Below are 20,280 nucleotides of genomic sequence, written 5' to 3' on the forward strand. Positions count from 1 at the left end.
AAGATAGTATATTATCAAGCTTTCTGTTGTTTGTAAAGTGTTTTTTCTTAACACCTTGAATTTTATTTGAAAAACGAATCTAATCCAGGCATTTTCATCTTCTTTTTACCTTTTTGTTGCATGCCGGACATTTGTTTTACCATTTTTTTCATGTCTTCGAATTGCTTTAATAGCCGATTGACGTCTTGAATGCTTGTTCCTGAACCTTTTGCAATTCTCTTGCGGCGATTTGCATTAATGATTTCAGGTGTATTGCGCTCATTTTTCGTCATCGATTGAATGACCGCTTCAACGCGTCCCATTTGACCTTCATCTACTTTGGCATTTTCTAGACCTTTGATTTTATTGGCGCCAGGCATCATTTTCAATAGTTCGTCGAGTGGCCCCATCTTCTTCACTTGCTGAAGCTGATCAAGGAAGTCGTCCAGTGTAAATGACTGTGTCCTGAACTTTTCTTCAAGTTCCTTCGACTTCTCTTCGTCAACGTTCTCCTGAGCCTTTTCAATGAGAGACATGACGTCTCCCATACCGAGAATTCGCGACGCCATACGCTCTGGATGAAATGGTTCAAGCGCATCCATTTTCTCGCCCATTCCGACAAACTTAATCGGTTTTTCTGTAACAGCACGAATTGAAAGCGCAGCTCCGCCTCTGGTATCCCCATCTAGTTTTGTCAGAATAACACCTGTAATACCTACCGTATCATCAAAACTTTTGGCAACATTGACAGCATCTTGCCCCGTCATCGCATCGACAACTAAGAATACTTCGTCTGGAGTACTGAGTTCACGGATATCCTTAAGTTCCTGCATCAGAACTTCATCGACATGCAGCCTTCCTGCTGTATCGATGATAACGACATCATGGTGTTCTTTCTCCGCCTCTGCAAGCGCCTGGCGGACAATTTCAACAGGTGAAATGTCTGTTCCAAGTGCAAATACAGGCATAGTCAATTGTTTTCCGAGTGTTTCCAACTGCTGAATTGCAGCCGGTCTATAAACGTCTGCCGCAACAAGAAGTGGCTTTTTATTGTGACGTTTTCGAAGAACACTCGCCAATTTCCCAGTAGTGGTCGTTTTCCCAGCACCTTGCAAACCAACCATCATAATAACTGTCGGTGATTTTCTCGCAAATTGGATTGGGTTCTGTTCGCCACCCATCAGATTCGTCAATTCATCTTTAACGATTTTGACGACTTGCTGACCGGGTGTAAGACTCTTCATAACGTCTTGCCCGACAGCACGTTCGCTGACGGTTTTCACAAACTCTTTGACCACTTTTAAGTTGACGTCAGCTTCAATTAGCGCAAAACGTACTTCACGCATCATTTCCTTAACGTCAGTTTCATCAATCTTTCCTTTGCCCTTAATCTTCTGTAGCGTCCCTTGCAGGCGCTGGGCTAATCCTTCAAATGCCATGCACAGAGCCTCCTACTCATTATCTTTTATTGCGATTAATAATTCCCTGATTGTTTCCGATTTTTCATCATTATCATCGGTTACGAGCTCTTCAAGAGAATCCACAATTTCTGCTCGCTTCTGGAATTTCGAAAATAAGTTCAACTTCATTTCGTAGTCTTCGAGCATTGCTTCAGTCCGGCGGACGTTGTCATAAACAGCTTGACGTGATACGCCGTATTCCCCCGCAATCTCGCCAAGTGAAAGGTCTTCCAAATAATAAAGCTGCATATAAAGTCTCTGTTTATCAGTCAAAAGCGACTGATAAAAATCGAAGAGGAAGTTGATGCGTGTCGTTTTTGCAAGCGTCATAGGCTCTGCCTCCCCGCTTGTCTTCCTAAGCCATCATAATATGATGGCAGAGTACTGTCAAGCTATTTTACTTGTCTGTTGCAGTATCCTCTTGTTCAAGGCCGTCAGCAAAAAGACCATACACATACTTTTCTGGATCAAAGGGTTGTAAATCATCCACACCCTCGCCTAGACCAACAAATTTAACTGGGATATTCAATTTCTTTCGAATAGCAAGGACAATACCGCCTTTTGCAGTACCATCTAGCTTCGTCAAGACAATTCCAGTAACGTCTGTCGCTTCCTTGAATGTCTCGGCTTGTATTAATGCATTTTGCCCTGTAGTCGCATCCAGAGCCAACAGTACTTCGTGTGGAGCACCTTCAACCTCTTTGCTAATGACGCGGTGTACTTTCTGAAGTTCATTCATCAAATTGACTTTGTTTTGAAGTCTACCAGCAGTATCACAGATAAGGACATCCACTTTACGATTTTTAGCAGCTCGGATAGCGTCGTACATGACTGCAGCCGGGTCAGATCCTTCTGATTGGCGAATCACTTCAACCCCAGCACGTTCTCCCCAGACAACTAGCTGATCGATTGCACCTGCACGGAAAGTGTCACCAGCAGCAAGCATGACGGTCTTTCCTTCCGCCATTAGACGTGCCGCCAACTTGCCGATTGTGGTCGTTTTTCCGACCCCATTGACACCTACTAATAACACAACAGTCAAGCCTTCTTCCTGTATATTCAAGCGATTGTCGAGTTCTTCGCCGGCTTGATAAATCTCAACGAGTTTTTCAGAAATAACCGATTGAATTCCCGCAGTGTCTTTAATATTCTTACGTTTTACTTCCACTTTCAGTAAATCAATTAGTTCCATAACAGTTTCATATCCGACGTCAGCCTGTAATAGCAACTCTTCCAATTCTTCAAAGAACTCTTCATCAACCACCCGGAATCGGGCAACTAAGTCATTTACTTTAGATGTAAACTGATTACGTGTTTTAGATAATCCATCCTTAAACTTTTCTGTTACTGATTCGTTCGCACCTGTAATCTTTTCTTTAATTTTTTTTATAAAAGACAACTATAGCCTCTCCTTTACATTATCGCTTCTGCAGGCACATCGGAAAGTTTGACCGAAATGACTTTGGAAACTCCTGATTCTTGCATTGTAATACCGTAAAGCACATCGGCACCTTCCATTGTTCCTTTCCGATGTGTAATTACGATGAATTGTGTCTTCTCAGAAAACTTCTTCAAGTATTTACTGTAGCGTAAGACATTCGCTTCGTCGAGTGCCGCTTCGACTTCATCGAGAATACAAAATGGCACTGGCCGTACTTCAATGATTGAAAATAACAATGCAATCGCTGTTAACGCTCGTTCGCCACCCGATAACAGACTTAGATTTTGCAACTTCTTCCCTGGCGGTCTGGCTACAATTTCCACACCTGTTTCCAGTAAATTATCAGGTTGCGTAAGATGTAAATCAGCGTCCCCGCCGCCAAACATTTCCTTGAACACATGTCTGAATCGGTTCTGTACTGCATTGAATGTCATTGAGAACCGCGTCGTCATTTCTGCATCCATTTCAGACATCGCTTCGTGAAGAGTCGTTTTCGCTTCAAGTAGATCATTGCGTTGTTCGTTTAAAAAGATATGACGTCCCGATACTTCTTCAAATTCTAAGATGGCTCCTGGATTAACGGTACCTAGTAAGGACAATTCTTGTTTTAAAGATTCAACGTTAGACCTAGTTTGCAATTCATCAAAGTCATCTGATAAATCCATGTTAGGATATAAACCATATTCATCTAACAAACGCTGAGTGACCGCGTCGTATTTCACTTCCACGCGGGATAACGAAACAGAAACTGAATTCAATGTGGAGATAACGTCTCCGGCTTTGGCTCGAAGTTTTCGGAGTAATATACTTTTTTCCTCGAGCAAATCAGCAAGTTTTGCACGTTTTTTTCTGCCTGCAAAAACTGCTTTTTCAATTGTGTTTTTTTCTGCAGTCGTTCTATTAATCTCCAATGCAATTTGTTCAGCGGTTAATTCACCGCCACTGTCGCTTCCAGTGTAATACTGCATTTCATCTTGCAATAGAGACAGTTTCTGTTCAGCCTGTTCGGATGCGAGCACCGTTTCTTGTATAGATGTTAGCTGATGCGTCTTCTGTTCACGTAAAACCGCTACTTGCTCCCGAAGTGCGTTATAACGGACTGTCAAGGTAGCTTCTTCATTTCTACGGTCAGAAGCAAGTCGTTCAAGCGTTTGCACCTGCATTTGAATTGAAGTTAATTCTTTTTTCACGTGTGTATGTTTTTTTTCTAATTCTGCTTTCTTTTCCAACAGTGCCGAACCCGTACTTTCTGCACCTTGTCTCCCCATGTCGGTCAAAGTAAATTCTGCTTCAGCAGAATGGATTGCAATACCGGTCTCCCGAATACTCGATTCCATAGCCACAATTTCAGCTTGTAGACTAGCAGTTTTCTTACGATAATCATCCACTTCGTGCAGTTTCCTCGCAACTTCCATTTTCGTGTCGCCGATTTTCTTTGTAGCGGATCCGATTGATTCCGCCATCTGATTTAGTTGTTTCTGCAAGGTTTCAAGTTCCGCTTTTCTTGTGAAAACAGAAGCCTGCCCCTTGGCACCACCACCAGTAAGCGAACCTCCTGCATTTACGATATCTCCGTCGAGCGTCACTACACGGAAGCGATAGCCTAGTGCTTTCGCAATTGCTGAAGCCCCCGCAAGTGTTTTCGCAACAATTGTATTACCAAGCAAGTTTTCCTTGATGATTAAGTACTTAGCATCACTTTGCACGAGTCGATCTGCCGTCCCTATGTATTCCGGATGCTGTTCAACCGAGGCCAGTGCAGCTGATTGGAGCTTCCTGGATTTCATCACGTCTTTTGGTAGGAAAGTCGCCCTTCCCGCATTCTTCGCTTTTAAATAAGCAATTGCCTTTCTTGCCTCGGATTCGGTCGATGTCACAATATGTTGCATTGCTCCACCAAGCGCGGTTTCCACTGCTTTAATATACTCTTTTTCTACAGATATTATTTCTGCGACTGCACCATCTATCCCTGTCAATTTACCGGATTTTTTCGCAACAAGGATTTCTTTTACGCCCGAATAAAATCCTGAAAAGTCCGCTTCCATACTTTCAAGTGCACGCACCCTGCCATGCATCTCGTGCTGTCTGTTAAGTGCATTTTGCATCAGTTCCTGCTGTGAACTTAGTTCCCCTTCGGTCTTCCGCAAGGCTTTTGTCATTGCGTGAAAAGCCGTATTCACTTTGTCCATTTTCTGTTTTAACATGGACAACTTGTCCGATTTTACAGACCTCTCTTCGGTAAGGTTTTTAATACGTTCTTTCAGCACTGATGTCTGTTGAATAATCTTTTCAGAAGATGTTTTTTCACCTACGAGACGTTCCTCCGCATGCTTCAAATCGTTGCGAATGGTGGCTTCCTCGTTTAGCCTATCGATATAAGCTGATTTCAACTCATCGATTTCTTTTTCAGTCTCTTTGACTGAACGTTTGAGTATTTGGGAAATCCCATCCATCTCAACATTTGTTTTTGCGTATTCTGTTTCTGTGTGTTTCAGTTTTTCACGGGCTGTTTTAAGTTTTACCGAAAGGGCTATCACTTCTTTTTCCGTAGCAGCCAATTCAAATCGGGTTCTTTCGATCTGCTGGTCTGCATTGCGGCGTTTTTCAAGTGATAACAGCCGTCTACCTTCCCATTTCTCTGACTCTGCACTCGTCACTACAAGTTTTTTTTGTAAAGTATCTAATTGGTCATCCATGACCCCAAGTTCTATTTTCGCTAATTCAGATGCTTTTTCAGCTTTTTCAGAGTCTGCTTCTAACAACTCTTTCTTTTTCTGTATGCGCACAGCTTCTTCTGTTTTTTCACGAATAGCACTGTAAAGATTTCCCGCATCGAAAGTCAATAGAGATACGTCGGCTTCACGCATCTCTTCTGATAGGACTTTATGTCTTTTTGCCGCTTCTGCATTTATCCGTAGAGGCTCCATTCTGGAATCGAGTTCTTTCAGAATGTCAAGAACCCTGTCCAGATTATCTTCTGTTTCAAATAGTTTTTGTTCTGCCTTCTTTTTCCTCGTCCTATATTTCAGAACGCCAGCCGCTTCATCAAAAATACTCCGCCTGTCTTCAGGTCGGCTATTTAGAATTTCATCTACACGACCTTGTGAAATAATTGAAAATGCTTCTTTTCCAAGTCCAGAATCCATAAATACATCATTGATATCCTTTAGCCGGCATTGCTGTCCGTTTAATAGATAGGCGCTGTCTCCTGAACGAAAAACACGTCTGCTGACACTGATTTCCGTATAATCAAGTGGAAAGAGGCCTTTACTATTGTCTAGTATGAGTGTCACCTCTGCAAAGTTAAGTGATTTTCTTGAATCACTCCCTGCAAAGATGACATCCTCCATCTTCGATCCCCGTAGAGATTTCGCAGATTGTTCGCCAAGGACCCAGCGAATGGCATCCGTAATATTGCTTTTTCCACTTCCATTTGGACCAACTACCGCTGTAACTCCTGGGACAAAGTCGATTGCAATCCGTTCCGCAAACGATTTAAATCCTATAATTTCAAGTCTTTTCAGAAACACGATTAAATCTCTCCTTCAGCCTGCCGACTCTTCAAATCTTGAATTGCCTGACGGGCTGCTTCCTGCTCGGCCTCTTTTTTTGATTTGCCAAGTCCTGTGCCAAGTTGCGTATCGCCTAATTTGACGACAGTTACAAAGTTTTTAGCATGTGCCGGGCCTTTTTCTTCAATGATTTCATACTGAAGTTGACCGCTATTCGTTTGCTGCACAATTTCCTGCAAACGGCTCTTATAATCCATCACATGCGAAAAAGCACCGATACTGATTTTTGGGAAAACGACTTTTTCAAGGAAAGGTATAACTGCTTCCATTCCTTGGTCTATATACAATGCTCCAATATATGCCTCAAACACGTCAGCGAGTAGTGCGGGGCGCATTCTACCCCCTGTCTGCTCCTCGCCTTTTCCAAGGAGGATGTAACGTCCAAACCCAAGTTCATTTGAAAACTTCACAAGTGAAGGTTCACAAACAATAGCTGCTCTCAGTTTCGTAAGTTCTCCTTCGCTCATATTAGGCTCAGTCGAATAAAGGAATCGGGAAACACCCAATTCAAGCACTGCATCTCCCAAAAACTCAAGTCTTTCGTTATCCGTGAAGTTTTTTCTCCGATGCTCATTCACATAAGATGAATGTGTAAATGCGTTGTAAAGTAATAGATTATTTTTAAAGTAGATGTTTAATTCTTTTTGCAATTCATCGAACTTGATTCGAACTGCAGCCGGTAGGGATGAATTTGTATTTTTGCCTCTGTAATTGTTTGTATTAGTCATTATCGATTCTACCTTTCAGTGCATAGTGCATATAATTTTACCCTTTTCAAGGCTACAGTGCAAAAAAAATATGGGAAAACCGAAAAGAGACGCTTGCCATCCTCTTTTATAGAGAGGACGGAAGTGTCTCAACCGGAATGTACATTAGTTAACTTTCTTTTCGATATGCGAAACTGCGTCACCGACAGTTGCAATCTTTTCAGCTTCATCATCCGAAATTTCCATTTCGAATTCATCTTCTAATTCCATTACTAGTTCTACGACGTCCAATGAATCTGCGCCGAGATCATCACGGAAAGAAGCTTCCATTTTAATTTCACTTTCATCGACGCCAAGGCGGTCGACAATCACTTTTGTTACACGTTCAAGTACTGTTGACAAATTTGTCACCTCCTCTCAAGAAATGTGGAAGGCGTCGTTTAGATGCGGCAGACATAAGATGGATTGTCCGAACGGCGTACTTTGCCCGGGAAGGATGCATTTCAATCCTTCCTAGGACGAGCCAGCTTATGACCGAGCATCTGACGCCTGGAACTGGACAATCAAGAAATGCGTAAGCGGCCTGCTAGATGCGACAGGCATAAGACGGATATAGGAAGGCAGTCTAACTTCGCGACGTCCTGTCGCAACGACTGCATGACCTGCATCCTTCCTATCTGGACCGACTTATGTCCCGAGCCTCTAGGCGCTGGAACTCGCCAACAAAGAAATGTGTGGCTGGATGTTCGATTTACCTTTATTACATTACCATACCGCCATCGACATGAATCGTCTGGCCGGTAATATAGGCAGCATCTTCCGATAATAGGAAGAGAACAGTGCGTGCTACATCTTCCGGTTTGCCAAGCTTAGCAAGAGGGATAACTGATATCATTTGGTTTTTCACTTCTTCGCTTAGTGCATCTGTCATGTCGGTTGTAATGAAACCCGGTGCGACAGCATTGACATTGATATTGCGTGAAGCGAGTTCCTTAGCGGCAGTCTTTGTAAAACCAATGACACCAGCTTTTGCAGCGACATAGTTTGCTTGTCCGGGATTTCCAGAAACGCCTACAATCGATGCAACGTTGACGATTCTTCCCTCGCGTTGCCTCATCATCTGACGCGTGACACCTTTCGTACAAAGGAAGACACCTTTTAAGTTAATGTTGATAACATCATCCCACTCGTCTTCCTTCATGCGCATGAGCAAATTGTCTCTAGTTATTCCTGCATTATTAACCAGGATATCAATTCGACCAAAAGTATCTACTGTTTTATCAACCATATTTTTAACACTGTCCGCATCAGAGACATCCGCTTGGACAGCAAATGCTTCTCCTCCGAAATCAGTGATCAATTTAACAACTTCATCTGCCTTGTCTTTACTGCCGCTGTAGTTTACAACAACACGAGCACCTTCTTTGCCTAGAAGCAATGCAATTTCACGACCAATGCCACGTGACGCCCCTGTGACAATTGCCGATTTACCTTCAAATCTCCCCATTACGACCACCCTTTCGATGCTTCAATTACAGATTGTAACGTTTCTTCATCATAGACTGGTAATACCGTGGCGCTCCGATCGATTTTTCTCACGAGTCCACTCAACACCTTACCCGGACCACACTCTATAAAGTGTGTAACACCAAGGTCTAGCATTGTGCGTACAGAATCTTCCCAAAGGACCGGCGAATACAGTTGTTTGACAAGTAGGTCTTTTATTTCATCCTGTTTGTTTACAACAGAAGCGTTGACATTCGCAATGACTGGAATGGTCGCATCTTGCATCTCAACACCATCAAGCGTTGCACGCAATTTTTCCGCCGCAGGTTTCATGAGTGATGAATGGAATGGGCCACTCACATCCAGCGGAATTGCTCTTTTTGCTCCCGCTTCCTTCAATTGTACACACGCTTTATCGACGCCAGTTTTCGTTCCTGAAATAACAATTTGGCCTGGGCAATTCAAGTTAGCCGGTTGAACGGCAAATCCATCTGCTGTAATGGCATCTGTGACTTCCTTCAACTTCTGACCATCAAGACCGAGAATTGCCGCCATAGCACCTTCACCTGCCGGAACGGCTTCATTCATATATAATCCACGCTTATGCACAATTGACACACCATCTTCAAAAGACATTACGCCTGAAGCCACAAGTGCTGTGTACTCCCCAAGGCTATGACCCGCCGTATAGTCCGGCAAAACACCTTCTTCGACTAGACGCGCCGCAATCATAGAGCCAACCGTTAGAAGTGCCGGCTGCGCATTGTAAGTCAACGTTAGTTCATCTTGAGGTCCTTCTAGAATAACTTTACTAAGTTGAAAATCAAGCACACGGTCTGCATTGTATAAAAACAGTTTGCTTTTTTCAGCGGTTTCCACGAGTTCTTTTCCCATACCAACCGATTGTGAACCTTGTCCAGGAAAAATGAATGCTACTTTCGTCATTGCTTTTCCACCTCTCCAATCGTTTTACGTATTGTTCCGCAAACGTCATACTGCACCATCGTCCTCGCTTGGCGAATTGCATTTAATATGGCGTTCGCATTAGACGAACCATGTGCTTTTATGACGGGAGAATTCAAGCCAAAAAGGCCTGCTCCGCCGTATTCGGTATAATCCATTTTACTTTTCAATCCGCGTAAATCATCTTTTACTAGTCCAGCAGATAGTTTTGATTTCAAAGAGGCGTTAAAAACGCCTTTCAACATGGAGAAGAATGCGGATGCAGTCCCTTCTATTGTCTTAAGAACCATATTACCTGTGAAACCATCTGTAATAACAACGTCTGCCACGCCCGTTAATAAATCGCGAGACTCGACGTTTCCGATGAAGTTGATTGGCGCTTTCGAAAGCAAGTCAAAAGCCGCCTTCGTCAATTCATTCCCTTTTCCTGCTTCCGTTCCGATATTTAATAATCCAACACGTGGATTTTCGAGACCACGTACCTTTTCAGCGTATATGCTTCCCATCACTGCATATTGTTCTAGATGGGATGGTTTCGCGTCCGCATTTGCGCCAAGGTCCAGCATGACGAATCCTTTTCCATCAATAGTAGGTAGTGTCGGCGCTAAAGCAGGTCGCTCAATACCGTCAATCCTGCCTACGATGAATAATCCTGCCGCCATTAAGGCACCTGTATTTCCTGCTGAAACGCAAGCTGAAGCTTCGCCGTCTTTGACAGCTTGAGCCATCCTCACCATTGATGCATCTTTTTTCCGGCGAATGGCACGAACTGGCTCATCGTCTGGTTCCACTTTTTCTGTACAGTGAATGACTTTTAGACGGGCGTGTTCCTTCAGGAAAGGCGCCATCGCCTGTTCATCACCATAAATATGTATGTTTATATCATCAAATTCAGTTAGACTTTCGAGTGCCCCGGCAATAATTTCGCCTGGCGCATGATCTCCACCCATTCCATCTACAGCTATGATCATTTTAATTCCCCCTGCTTCCTATCAGTCGTCCGGTACATGTGAAATTCGCCTGTGAATACCGTTTCGTCATTGACCGTCGATGCGACCACGACTAATGTCCGCTTCTCTCCAAGACTTTCTTTTTTCACTTCTGCACGTGCAACTACTCTATCACCGGCTCTTACCGGCTTCAGAAAGTCAATGGTCGACTTCACAGTCAAAGCAAGATCATCATTCATAACAGCAACAGCAAGTGAGTTTGCTTGGGCGAAGAGGTGATGCCCTCGCGCAATACCGTTGCGCTGAAAGACATGATCCTCAGTCACATCGAATATCGACAATGCCCTCTTATCGAGCTCCATATCAATAATATCTCCAAATACTTCATCGGAATGAAGAGACTTCACTTCCTCTTTCATCGTTCGAGACGCCACAGTTTTCAAACGCTCCCGTAGCTCTGGAATACCGTTCTCAAGCCTGTCCAACCGGATTGTTTGAACGCTAACAGTAAAATGTTCTGACAGTTCTTCATCTGTCAGAAACGGATTTTCATCAAGCAACCTTCCAAGCAGTCGCTGCCTTTCCCTTTTAGGCACTCTCAATCGTTTCACCTTCCGGATTAGCACTTGGTACTAATAGCAGTATATAAAAATAAAAAAAAGAAAGCAAGTATAGAAATGCGAAAGTGGCCGTTTAGATGCAGCAGGCATAAGACGGATTGGCGAAGCGGCGCCTTTTGCCGCATAGCCGAAGTGGCTTATGACCCAAGCATTTGGGAGTCGGAGCTAGACAGCATTGAAATGCGAAAGTGGCCGTTTAGATGCGACAGGTAGAAGGGATGTAGTTCAATCCCTCCCCGCTGGAGGTCTTGAAGAGAATGGCGCTCTTTGCCTTTTATCCTGTAGCCTGAAGCGACTCGAAGGGCTGACGCCTGATGTTGGACACCACCGAAATGCGGAGACGACCGTTTAGATGCGACAAGTAAGAGGGATGTAGTTCAATCCCTCCATGCTGGAGTTAGACTTCAATCAATTCTATCGCCACTCAATGCACCCGACTGTTCCAAGTCTAATCGGAGGGAGCTGTATTCGGGGTTTTCCCAGAAATGACGTGACTCCAAAAGTCTCTCGGCATCTTTTCTTGCCGTTTCAAGCGCCCTGTAATCATGTACAGGATCAGCCACCTTGAACTCGGGTATACCACTTTGCTTTTTCCCGAAAAAATCGCCGGCACCTCTTAGCTCAAGATCTTTTTCCGCTAAGACAAATCCGTCATTCGTTTCCGTCATCGTCTGCATCCGTTCTTTTCCTTCTTCCGACTTCGGATCAGCTAGCAGAACGCAATAAGATTGTTCAGCCCCGCGCCCTACCCTTCCCCTCAACTGATGCAGCTGAGCAAGTCCGAACCGCGTCGCGTCGTAAATAAGCATGAAAGTAGCATTCGGCACGTTAACGCCAACCTCAACGACAGTTGTAGAGACAAGTACATTGATTTTGCAATCACTGAAATCTCGCATAATGGCATCTTTATCATCAGAATGGAGGCGACCATGCATAAGGCCGACTGTGTATTTACCGCTAAAATATGTAGATAATTGACTATGGACATCCACCGCATTCTGAACATCCAATTTATCGGATTCTTCGATAAGCGGACAAATGACATACGCCTGATATCCGGCATTCAACTCTTTTTCCATTTTCCGTAAAACAGGTTGCAAGGAGTCTTCTTTTAGCCAATGTGTTTCAATTTCTTTCCTGCCTGCTGGTAATTCATCTAAAATTGAGACATCCATTTCACCAAATGCAGTTATGGCAAGTGTCCGCGGAATTGGGGTTGCCGTCATGAACAAAACATCTGGATTCAATCCCTTATCCCGTAAAACACGCCGCTGTTCAACACCGAAACGATGCTGTTCATCCGTAATGACCAAGCCCGGATTTTTAAAAACTACATCAGGTTGAATCAGTGCATGCGTACCGATTAGTAGATTCACTTCACCCGACTCGAGTTTTTCAAGCAAATTTTTACGCGCTTTCGCTTTCGTTGAACCTGCAAGGAATGCCACAGTGACTCCGTGTGGTTCAAGCCATCCAGCAAGCGTCGTGGCATGTTGCTCTGCCAGGATTTCTGTCGGAGCCATTAGTGCACCTTGAAACCCGGCGGTAATAGCAGCATACAAAGCGATTGCTGCTACAACTGTCTTTCCGGAACCGACATCTCCTTGAAGTAGACGGTTCATCCGAGTTGGGCTTTTCAGTTCTATGCATAACTCATTGACAACTCTCTTTTGGGCTCCTGTCAATTCAAAAGGTAACGCCGCAATAAAGGTCTTAACCTTCTTTAAATCGTAATTGATGATTTGACCCTTCTCTGCTTCTTTCCGAGCTTTTTTCATGCCTAGCATTTTCAGCTGGAACATCAGTAATTCCTCGTAAACGAAACGTCTTCTTGCCTGTTTTACCTCTGCAGTGCTCTTTGGGAAATGAATCATCTCAAGAGCCTTCTCGATTCCTGGCAAGCGATAAAGTTCACGAATATCAGCGGGTAGTGTTTCCGTATGAATGCCTGAAGCTGCATCCATTGCACTGCGCATGATACGTCGAAACGTCTTCTGATGCAAAACGCCTTTTAAGCTGTATACAGGCTCAAAGTCAGCTTGTTCCGTTTTGGGACCATCTTTGAAATTACTCACATTAATCACTTGTCTGCCACGATCCCATTTCCCGGTAACTGTAACAATCATTCCAGGTGCCAAACGATCTTTTAAATAGTGCTGATTAAAAAAAACCGCCTTCACAAGATGCCTTCCGGCAAGAAGGCGGACTTGTAGACGGGATCTATTTTTACCTAAAAAAAGTACAGATGGTTCACTTTCGACTCGACCTTCAATAGTAACCCGCTCATTATGCGGAGTTTCGGTCAAATCTTTCAACTGGAAGTCTTCATGGCGATACGGGAATGTCATGAAAAGGTCTTGGAGCGTGGAAATCCCAAGCGCTTCAAGCTGTTCACGGGCTGCTTTCCCCACCCCTTTTATCGTCGTGACAGAATTATGATTTGACAGTGTCACGATCGGCCTGTTCATTACCAAAAATTTTCGCTTCCAGTGCTTTTCCAGTCGGCGTAGCGGCCAGTCCACCTTTTCCTGTTTCTCGAAGTGCTGAAGGCATCGATTTACCTATTTTGTGCATCGCTTCAATCACTTCATCAGTCGGAATACGGCTTACCACACCCGCTAGTGCCATATCCGCACCAACAAGTGCTTTAGCTGCACCCATTGCATTACGTTTTACACAAGGCACTTCAACAAGTCCAGCAACTGGATCACAAACTAAACCTAGCATGTTTTTCATGACGATTGAAAATGCCTCTGCACTTTGTTGAGGAGTTCCGCCCGCCATTTCGACGATTGCAGCTGCTGCCATTGAACCAGCAGAACCCGTTTCAGCTTGACAACCACCTGCAGCACCCGATATCGACGCATTATTTGCGACGACAAATCCGAAAGCACCCGACGTAAATAGATAATTAATCATTTGTTCCCGTGTAGGGTTCAACTTATTTTTCACCGCAAACAATGTTCCTGGAACGATTCCCGCTGCGCCTGCGGTAGGTGTCGCACAGATTGTACCCATAGCTGCGTTCACTTCATTTGTGGCTACCGCTTTACTAACAGCATCCATTACGAGGTCTCCGGTTAGTGATTTCCCAGTCGCCATGTATTTTTGAATAAGGACTGCATCGCCGCCAGTTAGCCCAGAAGCCGAATGAACACCTTCCAGACCTCTTTCTACAGCTTTTTCCATCACAGTCAGGTTGTTATCCATCTGGGCGATGATTTCTTCTCTAGAGCGCTTTGTCATAAGTACTTCCTGTTCAATCATAATTTCTGAAATAGGCTTATTTTGTGACTCGGCAAGTGCAACGAGCTCTTTTACATTACTGAATAAAATATCCATCTATGTGTTCCTCCTCGTTTACTGTTATTAGTTTGCCAACGTTGATACTTGCGTTACGTTAGGTAGTAATTCCAACTCATTAATCAGTTCAGCATTTATCATTTGGTCGACTTCAATAACCATAAGTGCCATTTCACCTTTTTCTTTCCTGTCCACTTCCATATGCGCAATATTAATATTCAAATTAGCAATTGCATTGGAAACGCTCGCAATAACACCTGATCGGTCATTATGAACGATTAGTAGCGCTGGATAATGACCAGATAATCTAAGTGGGAAACCGTTAAGCTCAACGACTTCCATGGTGCCGCCTCCTATGGATATCCCAGTCAGTTCCATCGTACCTTCACTATCCCCAATAATTAAACGGGCTGTGTTCGGGTGTACTGCCTCTTCCTCTTCTGGAATAAATTCATATGTCAATCCCAGTTTTTCTGCATCAGCAAATGCTGATTTTATACGTTCATCGAAAGTATCATAATCTAATAATCCACCAATAATCGCTATATCGGTCCCGTGCCCTTTATACGTTTCTGCAAACGATCCGTATAAGTGGACTTTAGCCCATTGCGGTTGTCTGCCGAAAAGAGTTCTTGCAACGCGACCGATTCTTGCAGCACCTGCAGTATGTGAAGATGATGGTCCAATCATTACTGGTCCTATAATATCAAAAACTGATCTGAATTTCATAAATGAAACCTCCTTATAGTCAAGAACATACTGTTATTCATTTTACACGATAAATCTTTAAAAGACAAAAAATGTTGTTCGCATTACATCCATAAAAAAAAGCAGTGCGGCATTGCAGGCGCACTGCTTTTTACTTGGTTATTCAACAGAGATAATATATGGATATAAAGCCTGTTTCCCATTGAAAAGTTCAACTTCTGTATGGTCAAAGTTATCCTCTGCAAAACTTGCTATAGCAGTTGCTTCTTCCTTACTGACATCTTCACCATAAATAATTGTAACGATTTCATCGTCTTCATCGATAAGCGTTTTTAGCAGTGTTTTTATAACGTTCTCTAGAGAAGGTTCCGATGTAATGATTTTACTTCCTGAGATTCCCATAAAGTCATCTTTTGTAATTTCAATGCCATCGATTGACGTATCTCTCACCGCATATGTCACTTGTCCCGTTTTTACAGATGATGCCGCTTCCAACATCAGGGTAGCATTAACACTCACTTCCGCTTCCGGATTAAATGCTAGAATGGCTGCAAGTCCTTCTGGCACCGTTTTTGTAGAAACAACGGCAGCTTCTATACCAGCGAGTTCGGCTGCTTGTTCAGCTGCCATAATGATGTTTTTATTATTCGGTAAGATAATGACCTTTTCAGCACCCACTTCACGAATCGCCTTTACGATATCCTCGGTAGATGGATTCATCGTCTGCCCACCCTCAATCACCACGGATGCACCTAAACTTTTAAATAATTCAGAAATCCCTGCTCCCATTGCAACTGTAACGACCGCATAAGGATGTTTTAAAGTCTCTTCTTTTATCATATTTTGCGCTGAATGATTTACTCCCACAATTTCAAGATGTTGCTGGCGCATATTTTCAATCTTGATGTTGATGAGAGAGCCAAACTTTTGTCCATAACTCAGTGCATCTCCAGGTTCTTCAGTATGAATATGTACTTTTGCAACTTCCTCATCGGAGATAACTAAGAGTGAGTCACCAAATTGGCTTAATTCATTTCGGAAGTCTGATTCATCATATGGATTTGTTTGCAATTTATCGTTTTCAAACTTCACCATAAATTCCGTGCAATATCCAAATTCAATGTCTTCCGTATTCATGAAACCTTGTACGCTTCGATGATGTTCTGCACTAACCAACTCATCCATCGATTCGACAATTGTTCTTTCAGGGAGCGCTTCACCTTTCAATACTGCAAGGAAACCTTCATATACATAAACTAAACCTTGTCCACCGCTATCTACAACGCCAACTTCCTTCAAAACAGGTAGCAAGTCAGGTGTACGTTCGAGTGAAGCAATAGATTCCATTACTATCGCTTCCATCACTTCAATGAAGTCATTTGTATGCGTAGCTTTTTCCACTCCGGCATTTGAAGCATCTTTAGCGACAGTTAAAATTGTTCCTTCAACAGGCTTCATAACTGCTTTATAAGCTGTTTCTACGCCATACTTCAAGGCAGCTGCGAATTGTGTGCCGTCGACATCAGATTCATTTTCAATTGCTTTTGCAAAGCCTCTGAATAACTGTGAAAGAATGACACCCGAATTACCACGTGCTCCCATCAGTAATCCTTTTGATAGCGCTTGTGAAGTTTGCCCAATGTGCGCAACCGCATTTTCTTCCGTCTCTTTTGCTCCTGATGTCATTGATAAATTCATGTTGGTGCCTGTATCTCCATCAGGTACTGGAAAGACGTTTAGTGAATCGACATAATCGGCATTTTGATAAAGATGATGAGAACCCATTTTTATCATTTCCGCAAATTTCAAACCATCTATGGATTTCATAGAACTTTTTTCCTCCTTCAACCTACAGGTTTGTCACTCGGACTCCCTGAACAAAAATATTAACAGACTTCACAGTCATGCCGACTGTCTTTTTCAATGTATACTTTACTTTTGATTGGACTTGGTATGCGACTTCTGTAATTTTTGTACCGTATCCAACAATTACATACATATCAATATGCGTATCTTCACCAACATTACGGACGATGACCCCACGCGCAAAGTTTTCTTTTCTGAGGATTTCGGTAAGGCCATCTCGAATCTGATGCCTTGAAGCCATACCAACAATCCCATAACATTCGATAGCCGCTTCCCCTACTACTTGGGTAATGACGTCATTTGTAATGTCAATTTTGCCGTATTCGTTCTTCACTTCGATTGACATGTCTAATCCCCCTTGAATCCTTTTTCACTTATCCCATTGTACTATACCTGAAATTATAATAAAAGAAAGCACATCTAAGAGTTTCAACGTGTAAAGGTATTTACCTTGAAAGATGTCGCAAAAAAGGGTTGCAACGTGCCTATTCATATGATACATTATTATGGTATGCGAATAAAGAAGTAAGTCATCTAATCATCATTCGCAAGGAGGTACTATTATGTCTAAAGAATGTGTTATTACAGGACGCAAAGCCCGTACAGGCAATGCACGCTCCCACGCATTGAACTCAACTCGTCGTTCATGGGGTGCGAACCTTCAAAAAGTCCGTATTCTCGTTAACGGTAAACCTAAACGTGTATGGGTCTCAGCTAGAGCCCTTAAATCAGGTAAAGTTCAACGTGTATAATGGACTGTAATTCTAATTTGGGTGCCATCCATAGCGATTGGCACCCAAGTTTAGAGGAAATAAAACGCCGAGCTGAATTTCTTCAGCCCGGCGTTTTTTCTTTTTTCCTTTTTTTACTTTTGTTGTTACTTGCAGTTGCTTTCGGTGATTCATCTTTTTGGAAAACAACCATGCACTTCCTCACTATTCCACTCACAAACTTCGGCATTGTAAAAGTATAAACCCGCAATTCCCCACTCCTTTCAGGAATCTGAACTCCTTACCATTAAGCATATGCCTTTGTAGAAGGAGATAGTACAGACTTCTGAAACTGGTTCATTGCTCGTGAATAAGGTCATGCCTGTTTCGAGGGTAGCATTAGTCGTTTCATATTTGAATCCGGTAAGCGTCAGACCTTCAACGGTTCCCCCAAATGGAAAAAAGGATATGTATGGATAGCGGATACCTGGCTTCACTTGATGCTCTCCCGGAATAAGTATCGAAAGCTCATTCGTCCTATTATGAATTGAAAATATTGTTTGCTTATTAGCCATCTGAAGCCGGTACATCAGATGAAGGGCGGATTCCATATGATCTAGCCTTCCACCTGTAACACCCGTCAAAACAATATGTTCAGGTTGATAGGATAGAGCGCGATTCACTGCGAGTTCCAAATCCGTCTCATCCTTCTCAGAACGAAATCGACCTATTATCTGGACCGATGTAGCTATCAAATCGTATTCAACTTCAGAAACCGAATCAAAATCACCGATCGCTTCAAGAGGAGTAATTCCACTTTTTAGTAAGTGAAGCGCTCCTCTATCCGCACCGATGAACACCGTATCTACATGGCGAAAACTTTCCAAATCGGCAATCTCAGAATCTGGCCCACCTGCACAAACGACTGCATATTTCATTTTTTCAGAGCTCTTTCACCTGCTGCTTTGATACGATGTAATGCTTCAGTCGGATTAGGAGCATTATAGATGGCTGATCCCGCAACAAAAATTGTAGCCCCAGCTTCGACGCAAGGAACAATTGTTTCTTCATTAATGCCTCCATCGATTTCTATTTCTATGGGAAGCTTATTTTCACGAATAATATCCGCCAACTGTTTCACTTTTGGAATAACGGAGTGAATGAACTTTTGGCCGCCAAATCCCGGATTAACCGTCATGAATAAAACCATGTCGATTTCATCAAGAACATGTAGAATTGTTTCAATCGGTGTGTGCGGATTTAAAACGACTCCGGATTTCACACCCATGGACCGAATCAGTTGGAGTGTACGATGTAGATGGGGACACGCTTCTACATGTACTGTGATGTAATCTGCCCCCGCTTTAGCAAATTGCTCAATATATGCATTCGGGTTTTCAATCATTAAATGAACGTCAAGCGGCAATTTCGTTATGGGTCTAAGCGCTTCTACAACAATTGCTCCCATTGTGATATTCGGAACGAAGTGACCATCCATCACATCTATATGAATGAGTTCGGCTCCAGCTGCTTCTACTTCTCTTACTTCCTCAGCAAGCTTTGAAAAATCTGCCGCTAATATTGAAGGTGCAATTTTAATCATGTTTTTCATACCTCGGCTTTCGGTCAAGTATTTCTTGCATGAACTGCAAGTAGTGATCGTAGCGGTGACGTGGAATTTCTCCAGTCTCCACCATTTCTTTTACTGCACACTTAGGCTCTTTCAAATGCAAGCATCCTCGAAATCTGCAGTTTGGTGAAACCTCCTCCATATCAACAAAATAACGGGATAGTTCCTCTTTCTCAATATGATCAAATTCGAGTGAACTAAAACCTGGAGTATCTGCAACAAGGCCACCTGACATCTCAAGCAATTCAACATGTCGTGTCGTATGTTTTCCACGTCCAAGTGCTTCGGAGATTACGCCCGTTTTTAAATCGAGTTCAGGCAATATTGTGTTTAACATAGTTGATTTACCTACACCTGATTGGCCAGCAAGAACAGTCGTTTTTTCGGCCAAGTATGGGTTCAACAAGTCCACCAGCTTCGGATCGTCAATATATGTCTCGATTACATCATAGCCAATCTTTTCATAATAAGCAGCATGCTGGGCTACTACTCTCAATTCTTCTTCATTCGCTAAATCTTTTTTCGTTAAGCAAATAATCGGCTTCACATCAAATGATTCGACGACAACGAGGAACCTATCTAGTAAATAAAGACTGAATGCTGGCTCCACAATTGAGAATACCAACAGCGCCTGGTGAACGTTCGAAATTGGCGGACGAACAAGCTCATTAAAGCGTTCATGCACCTCAGTTACAGTCGCATCGTTATCTTCAACCCGCACATAGGTAACAAAATCTCCGACTAACGGATGGACGCCACGGTTTCTAAAAACCCCACGCCCTCTACATTGTATAATTTCTCCGTTATTTTCAACATAGTAATAGCCGCTAATTGCTTTTCTGATTTGTCCTTCTGACATTCTTTC

General features: G+C 43.1%; 20 protein-coding genes. 1 reads left to right on the top strand and 19 read right to left on the bottom strand.

Features of this window, described 5'->3' with window-relative positions; genetic code table 11:
- Positions 1–62 precede the first annotated feature (62 nt).
- The 15 genes from ffh to AC25Y6_RS03655 form a co-directional block, all read right to left on the bottom strand.
- Positions 63–1,418, bottom strand: a complete 1,356-nt coding sequence (gene ffh, locus AC25Y6_RS03585; protein ID WP_488139383.1) for a signal recognition particle protein — start codon at positions 1,416–1,418, stop codon at positions 63–65.
- Positions 1,419–1,430: 12 nt separating this feature from the next.
- On the bottom strand, positions 1,431–1,769 hold the full coding sequence (locus AC25Y6_RS03590; protein ID WP_482100415.1) for a putative DNA-binding protein: 339 nt from the start codon (positions 1,767–1,769) through the stop codon (positions 1,431–1,433).
- A 67-nt stretch (positions 1,770–1,836) separates the two neighbouring features.
- Positions 1,837–2,838, bottom strand: a complete 1,002-nt coding sequence (gene ftsY, locus AC25Y6_RS03595; RefSeq protein ID WP_482100414.1) for a signal recognition particle-docking protein FtsY — start codon at positions 2,836–2,838, stop codon at positions 1,837–1,839.
- Positions 2,839–2,852: 14 nt separating this feature from the next.
- The gene (smc, locus tag AC25Y6_RS03600; protein WP_488142080.1) at positions 2,853–6,410 is read right to left on the bottom strand and encodes a chromosome segregation protein SMC; all 3,558 of its coding nucleotides are present in this window, start codon (positions 6,408–6,410) and stop codon (positions 2,853–2,855) included.
- Positions 6,411–6,412: 2 nt separating this feature from the next.
- The gene (gene rnc / locus AC25Y6_RS03605) at positions 6,413–7,180 is read right to left on the bottom strand and encodes a ribonuclease III (protein WP_488142081.1); all 768 of its coding nucleotides are present in this window, start codon (positions 7,178–7,180) and stop codon (positions 6,413–6,415) included.
- Positions 7,181–7,324: 144 nt separating this feature from the next.
- The gene (locus AC25Y6_RS03610; RefSeq protein ID WP_482100411.1) at positions 7,325–7,561 is read right to left on the bottom strand and encodes an acyl carrier protein; all 237 of its coding nucleotides are present in this window, start codon (positions 7,559–7,561) and stop codon (positions 7,325–7,327) included.
- A gap of 358 nt (positions 7,562–7,919) precedes the next feature.
- Positions 7,920–8,666 carry a 3-oxoacyl-[acyl-carrier-protein] reductase gene (gene fabG / locus AC25Y6_RS03615; RefSeq protein WP_482100410.1) on the bottom strand — a complete coding sequence of 249 codons (747 nt, stop codon included), beginning with the start codon at positions 8,664–8,666 and terminating at the stop codon, positions 7,920–7,922.
- Positions 8,666–9,610, bottom strand: a complete 945-nt coding sequence (gene fabD, locus AC25Y6_RS03620) for an ACP S-malonyltransferase (RefSeq protein ID WP_488142082.1) — start codon at positions 9,608–9,610, stop codon at positions 8,666–8,668. The genes fabG and fabD overlap by 1 nt, the downstream gene beginning before the upstream one ends.
- Entirely contained in the window at positions 9,607–10,599 is a 993-nt protein-coding gene (gene plsX / locus AC25Y6_RS03625; protein WP_488142083.1) for a phosphate acyltransferase PlsX, read from the bottom strand. The genes fabD and plsX overlap by 4 nt, the downstream gene beginning before the upstream one ends.
- Entirely contained in the window at positions 10,596–11,180 is a 585-nt protein-coding gene (gene fapR / locus AC25Y6_RS03630) for a transcription factor FapR (RefSeq protein ID WP_482100407.1), read from the bottom strand. The genes plsX and fapR overlap by 4 nt, the downstream gene beginning before the upstream one ends.
- Before the next feature lie 422 nt (positions 11,181–11,602).
- The gene (gene recG / locus AC25Y6_RS03635; protein WP_488142084.1) at positions 11,603–13,666 is read right to left on the bottom strand and encodes an ATP-dependent DNA helicase RecG; all 2,064 of its coding nucleotides are present in this window, start codon (positions 13,664–13,666) and stop codon (positions 11,603–11,605) included.
- Positions 13,632–14,540 (bottom strand): L-serine ammonia-lyase, iron-sulfur-dependent, subunit alpha, encoded by a 909-nt coding sequence (gene sdaAA, locus AC25Y6_RS03640; RefSeq protein WP_482103930.1) that lies wholly within the window; start codon positions 14,538–14,540, stop codon positions 13,632–13,634. The genes recG and sdaAA overlap by 35 nt, the downstream gene beginning before the upstream one ends.
- Positions 14,541–14,567: 27 nt before the next feature.
- Positions 14,568–15,230 (bottom strand): L-serine ammonia-lyase, iron-sulfur-dependent subunit beta, encoded by a 663-nt coding sequence (gene sdaAB / locus AC25Y6_RS03645; RefSeq protein ID WP_482100405.1) that lies wholly within the window; start codon positions 15,228–15,230, stop codon positions 14,568–14,570.
- 138 nt (positions 15,231–15,368) lie between these two features.
- The gene (locus tag AC25Y6_RS03650) at positions 15,369–17,036 is read right to left on the bottom strand and encodes a DAK2 domain-containing protein (RefSeq protein ID WP_488142085.1); all 1,668 of its coding nucleotides are present in this window, start codon (positions 17,034–17,036) and stop codon (positions 15,369–15,371) included.
- A gap of 22 nt (positions 17,037–17,058) precedes the next feature.
- Positions 17,059–17,421, bottom strand: a complete 363-nt coding sequence (locus tag AC25Y6_RS03655) for an Asp23/Gls24 family envelope stress response protein (RefSeq protein ID WP_482100403.1) — start codon at positions 17,419–17,421, stop codon at positions 17,059–17,061.
- 217 nt (positions 17,422–17,638) lie between these two features.
- On the opposite strand from AC25Y6_RS03655, the gene rpmB reads away from it, so the two are divergent.
- Positions 17,639–17,827 (top strand): 50S ribosomal protein L28, encoded by a 189-nt coding sequence (gene rpmB, locus AC25Y6_RS03660; RefSeq protein ID WP_482100402.1) that lies wholly within the window; start codon positions 17,639–17,641, stop codon positions 17,825–17,827.
- 82 nt (positions 17,828–17,909) lie between these two features.
- On the opposite strand, the gene spoVM is transcribed toward rpmB, so the two are convergent.
- Genes spoVM through rsgA form a run of 4 tightly spaced genes read right to left on the bottom strand, consistent with a single transcriptional unit; the run spans position 17,910 to position 20,274 of the window.
- A complete protein-coding gene (gene spoVM / locus AC25Y6_RS03665) occupies positions 17,910–18,056 on the bottom strand; it encodes a stage V sporulation protein SpoVM (protein ID WP_482103928.1) in 147 nt (48 codons plus the stop codon).
- Positions 18,057–18,069: 13 nt separating this feature from the next.
- On the bottom strand, positions 18,070–18,723 hold the full coding sequence (locus tag AC25Y6_RS03670) for a thiamine diphosphokinase (protein WP_488142086.1): 654 nt from the start codon (positions 18,721–18,723) through the stop codon (positions 18,070–18,072).
- The gene (rpe, locus tag AC25Y6_RS03675; RefSeq protein ID WP_488142114.1) at positions 18,720–19,388 is read right to left on the bottom strand and encodes a ribulose-phosphate 3-epimerase; all 669 of its coding nucleotides are present in this window, start codon (positions 19,386–19,388) and stop codon (positions 18,720–18,722) included. The genes AC25Y6_RS03670 and rpe overlap by 4 nt, the downstream gene beginning before the upstream one ends.
- On the bottom strand, positions 19,381–20,274 hold the full coding sequence (rsgA, locus tag AC25Y6_RS03680) for a ribosome small subunit-dependent GTPase A (protein ID WP_488142087.1): 894 nt from the start codon (positions 20,272–20,274) through the stop codon (positions 19,381–19,383). The genes rpe and rsgA overlap by 8 nt, the downstream gene beginning before the upstream one ends.
- Positions 20,275–20,280: the final 6 nt, after the last annotated feature.

It is taken from the genome of Sporosarcina sp. Y1004 (assembly GCF_057669665.1).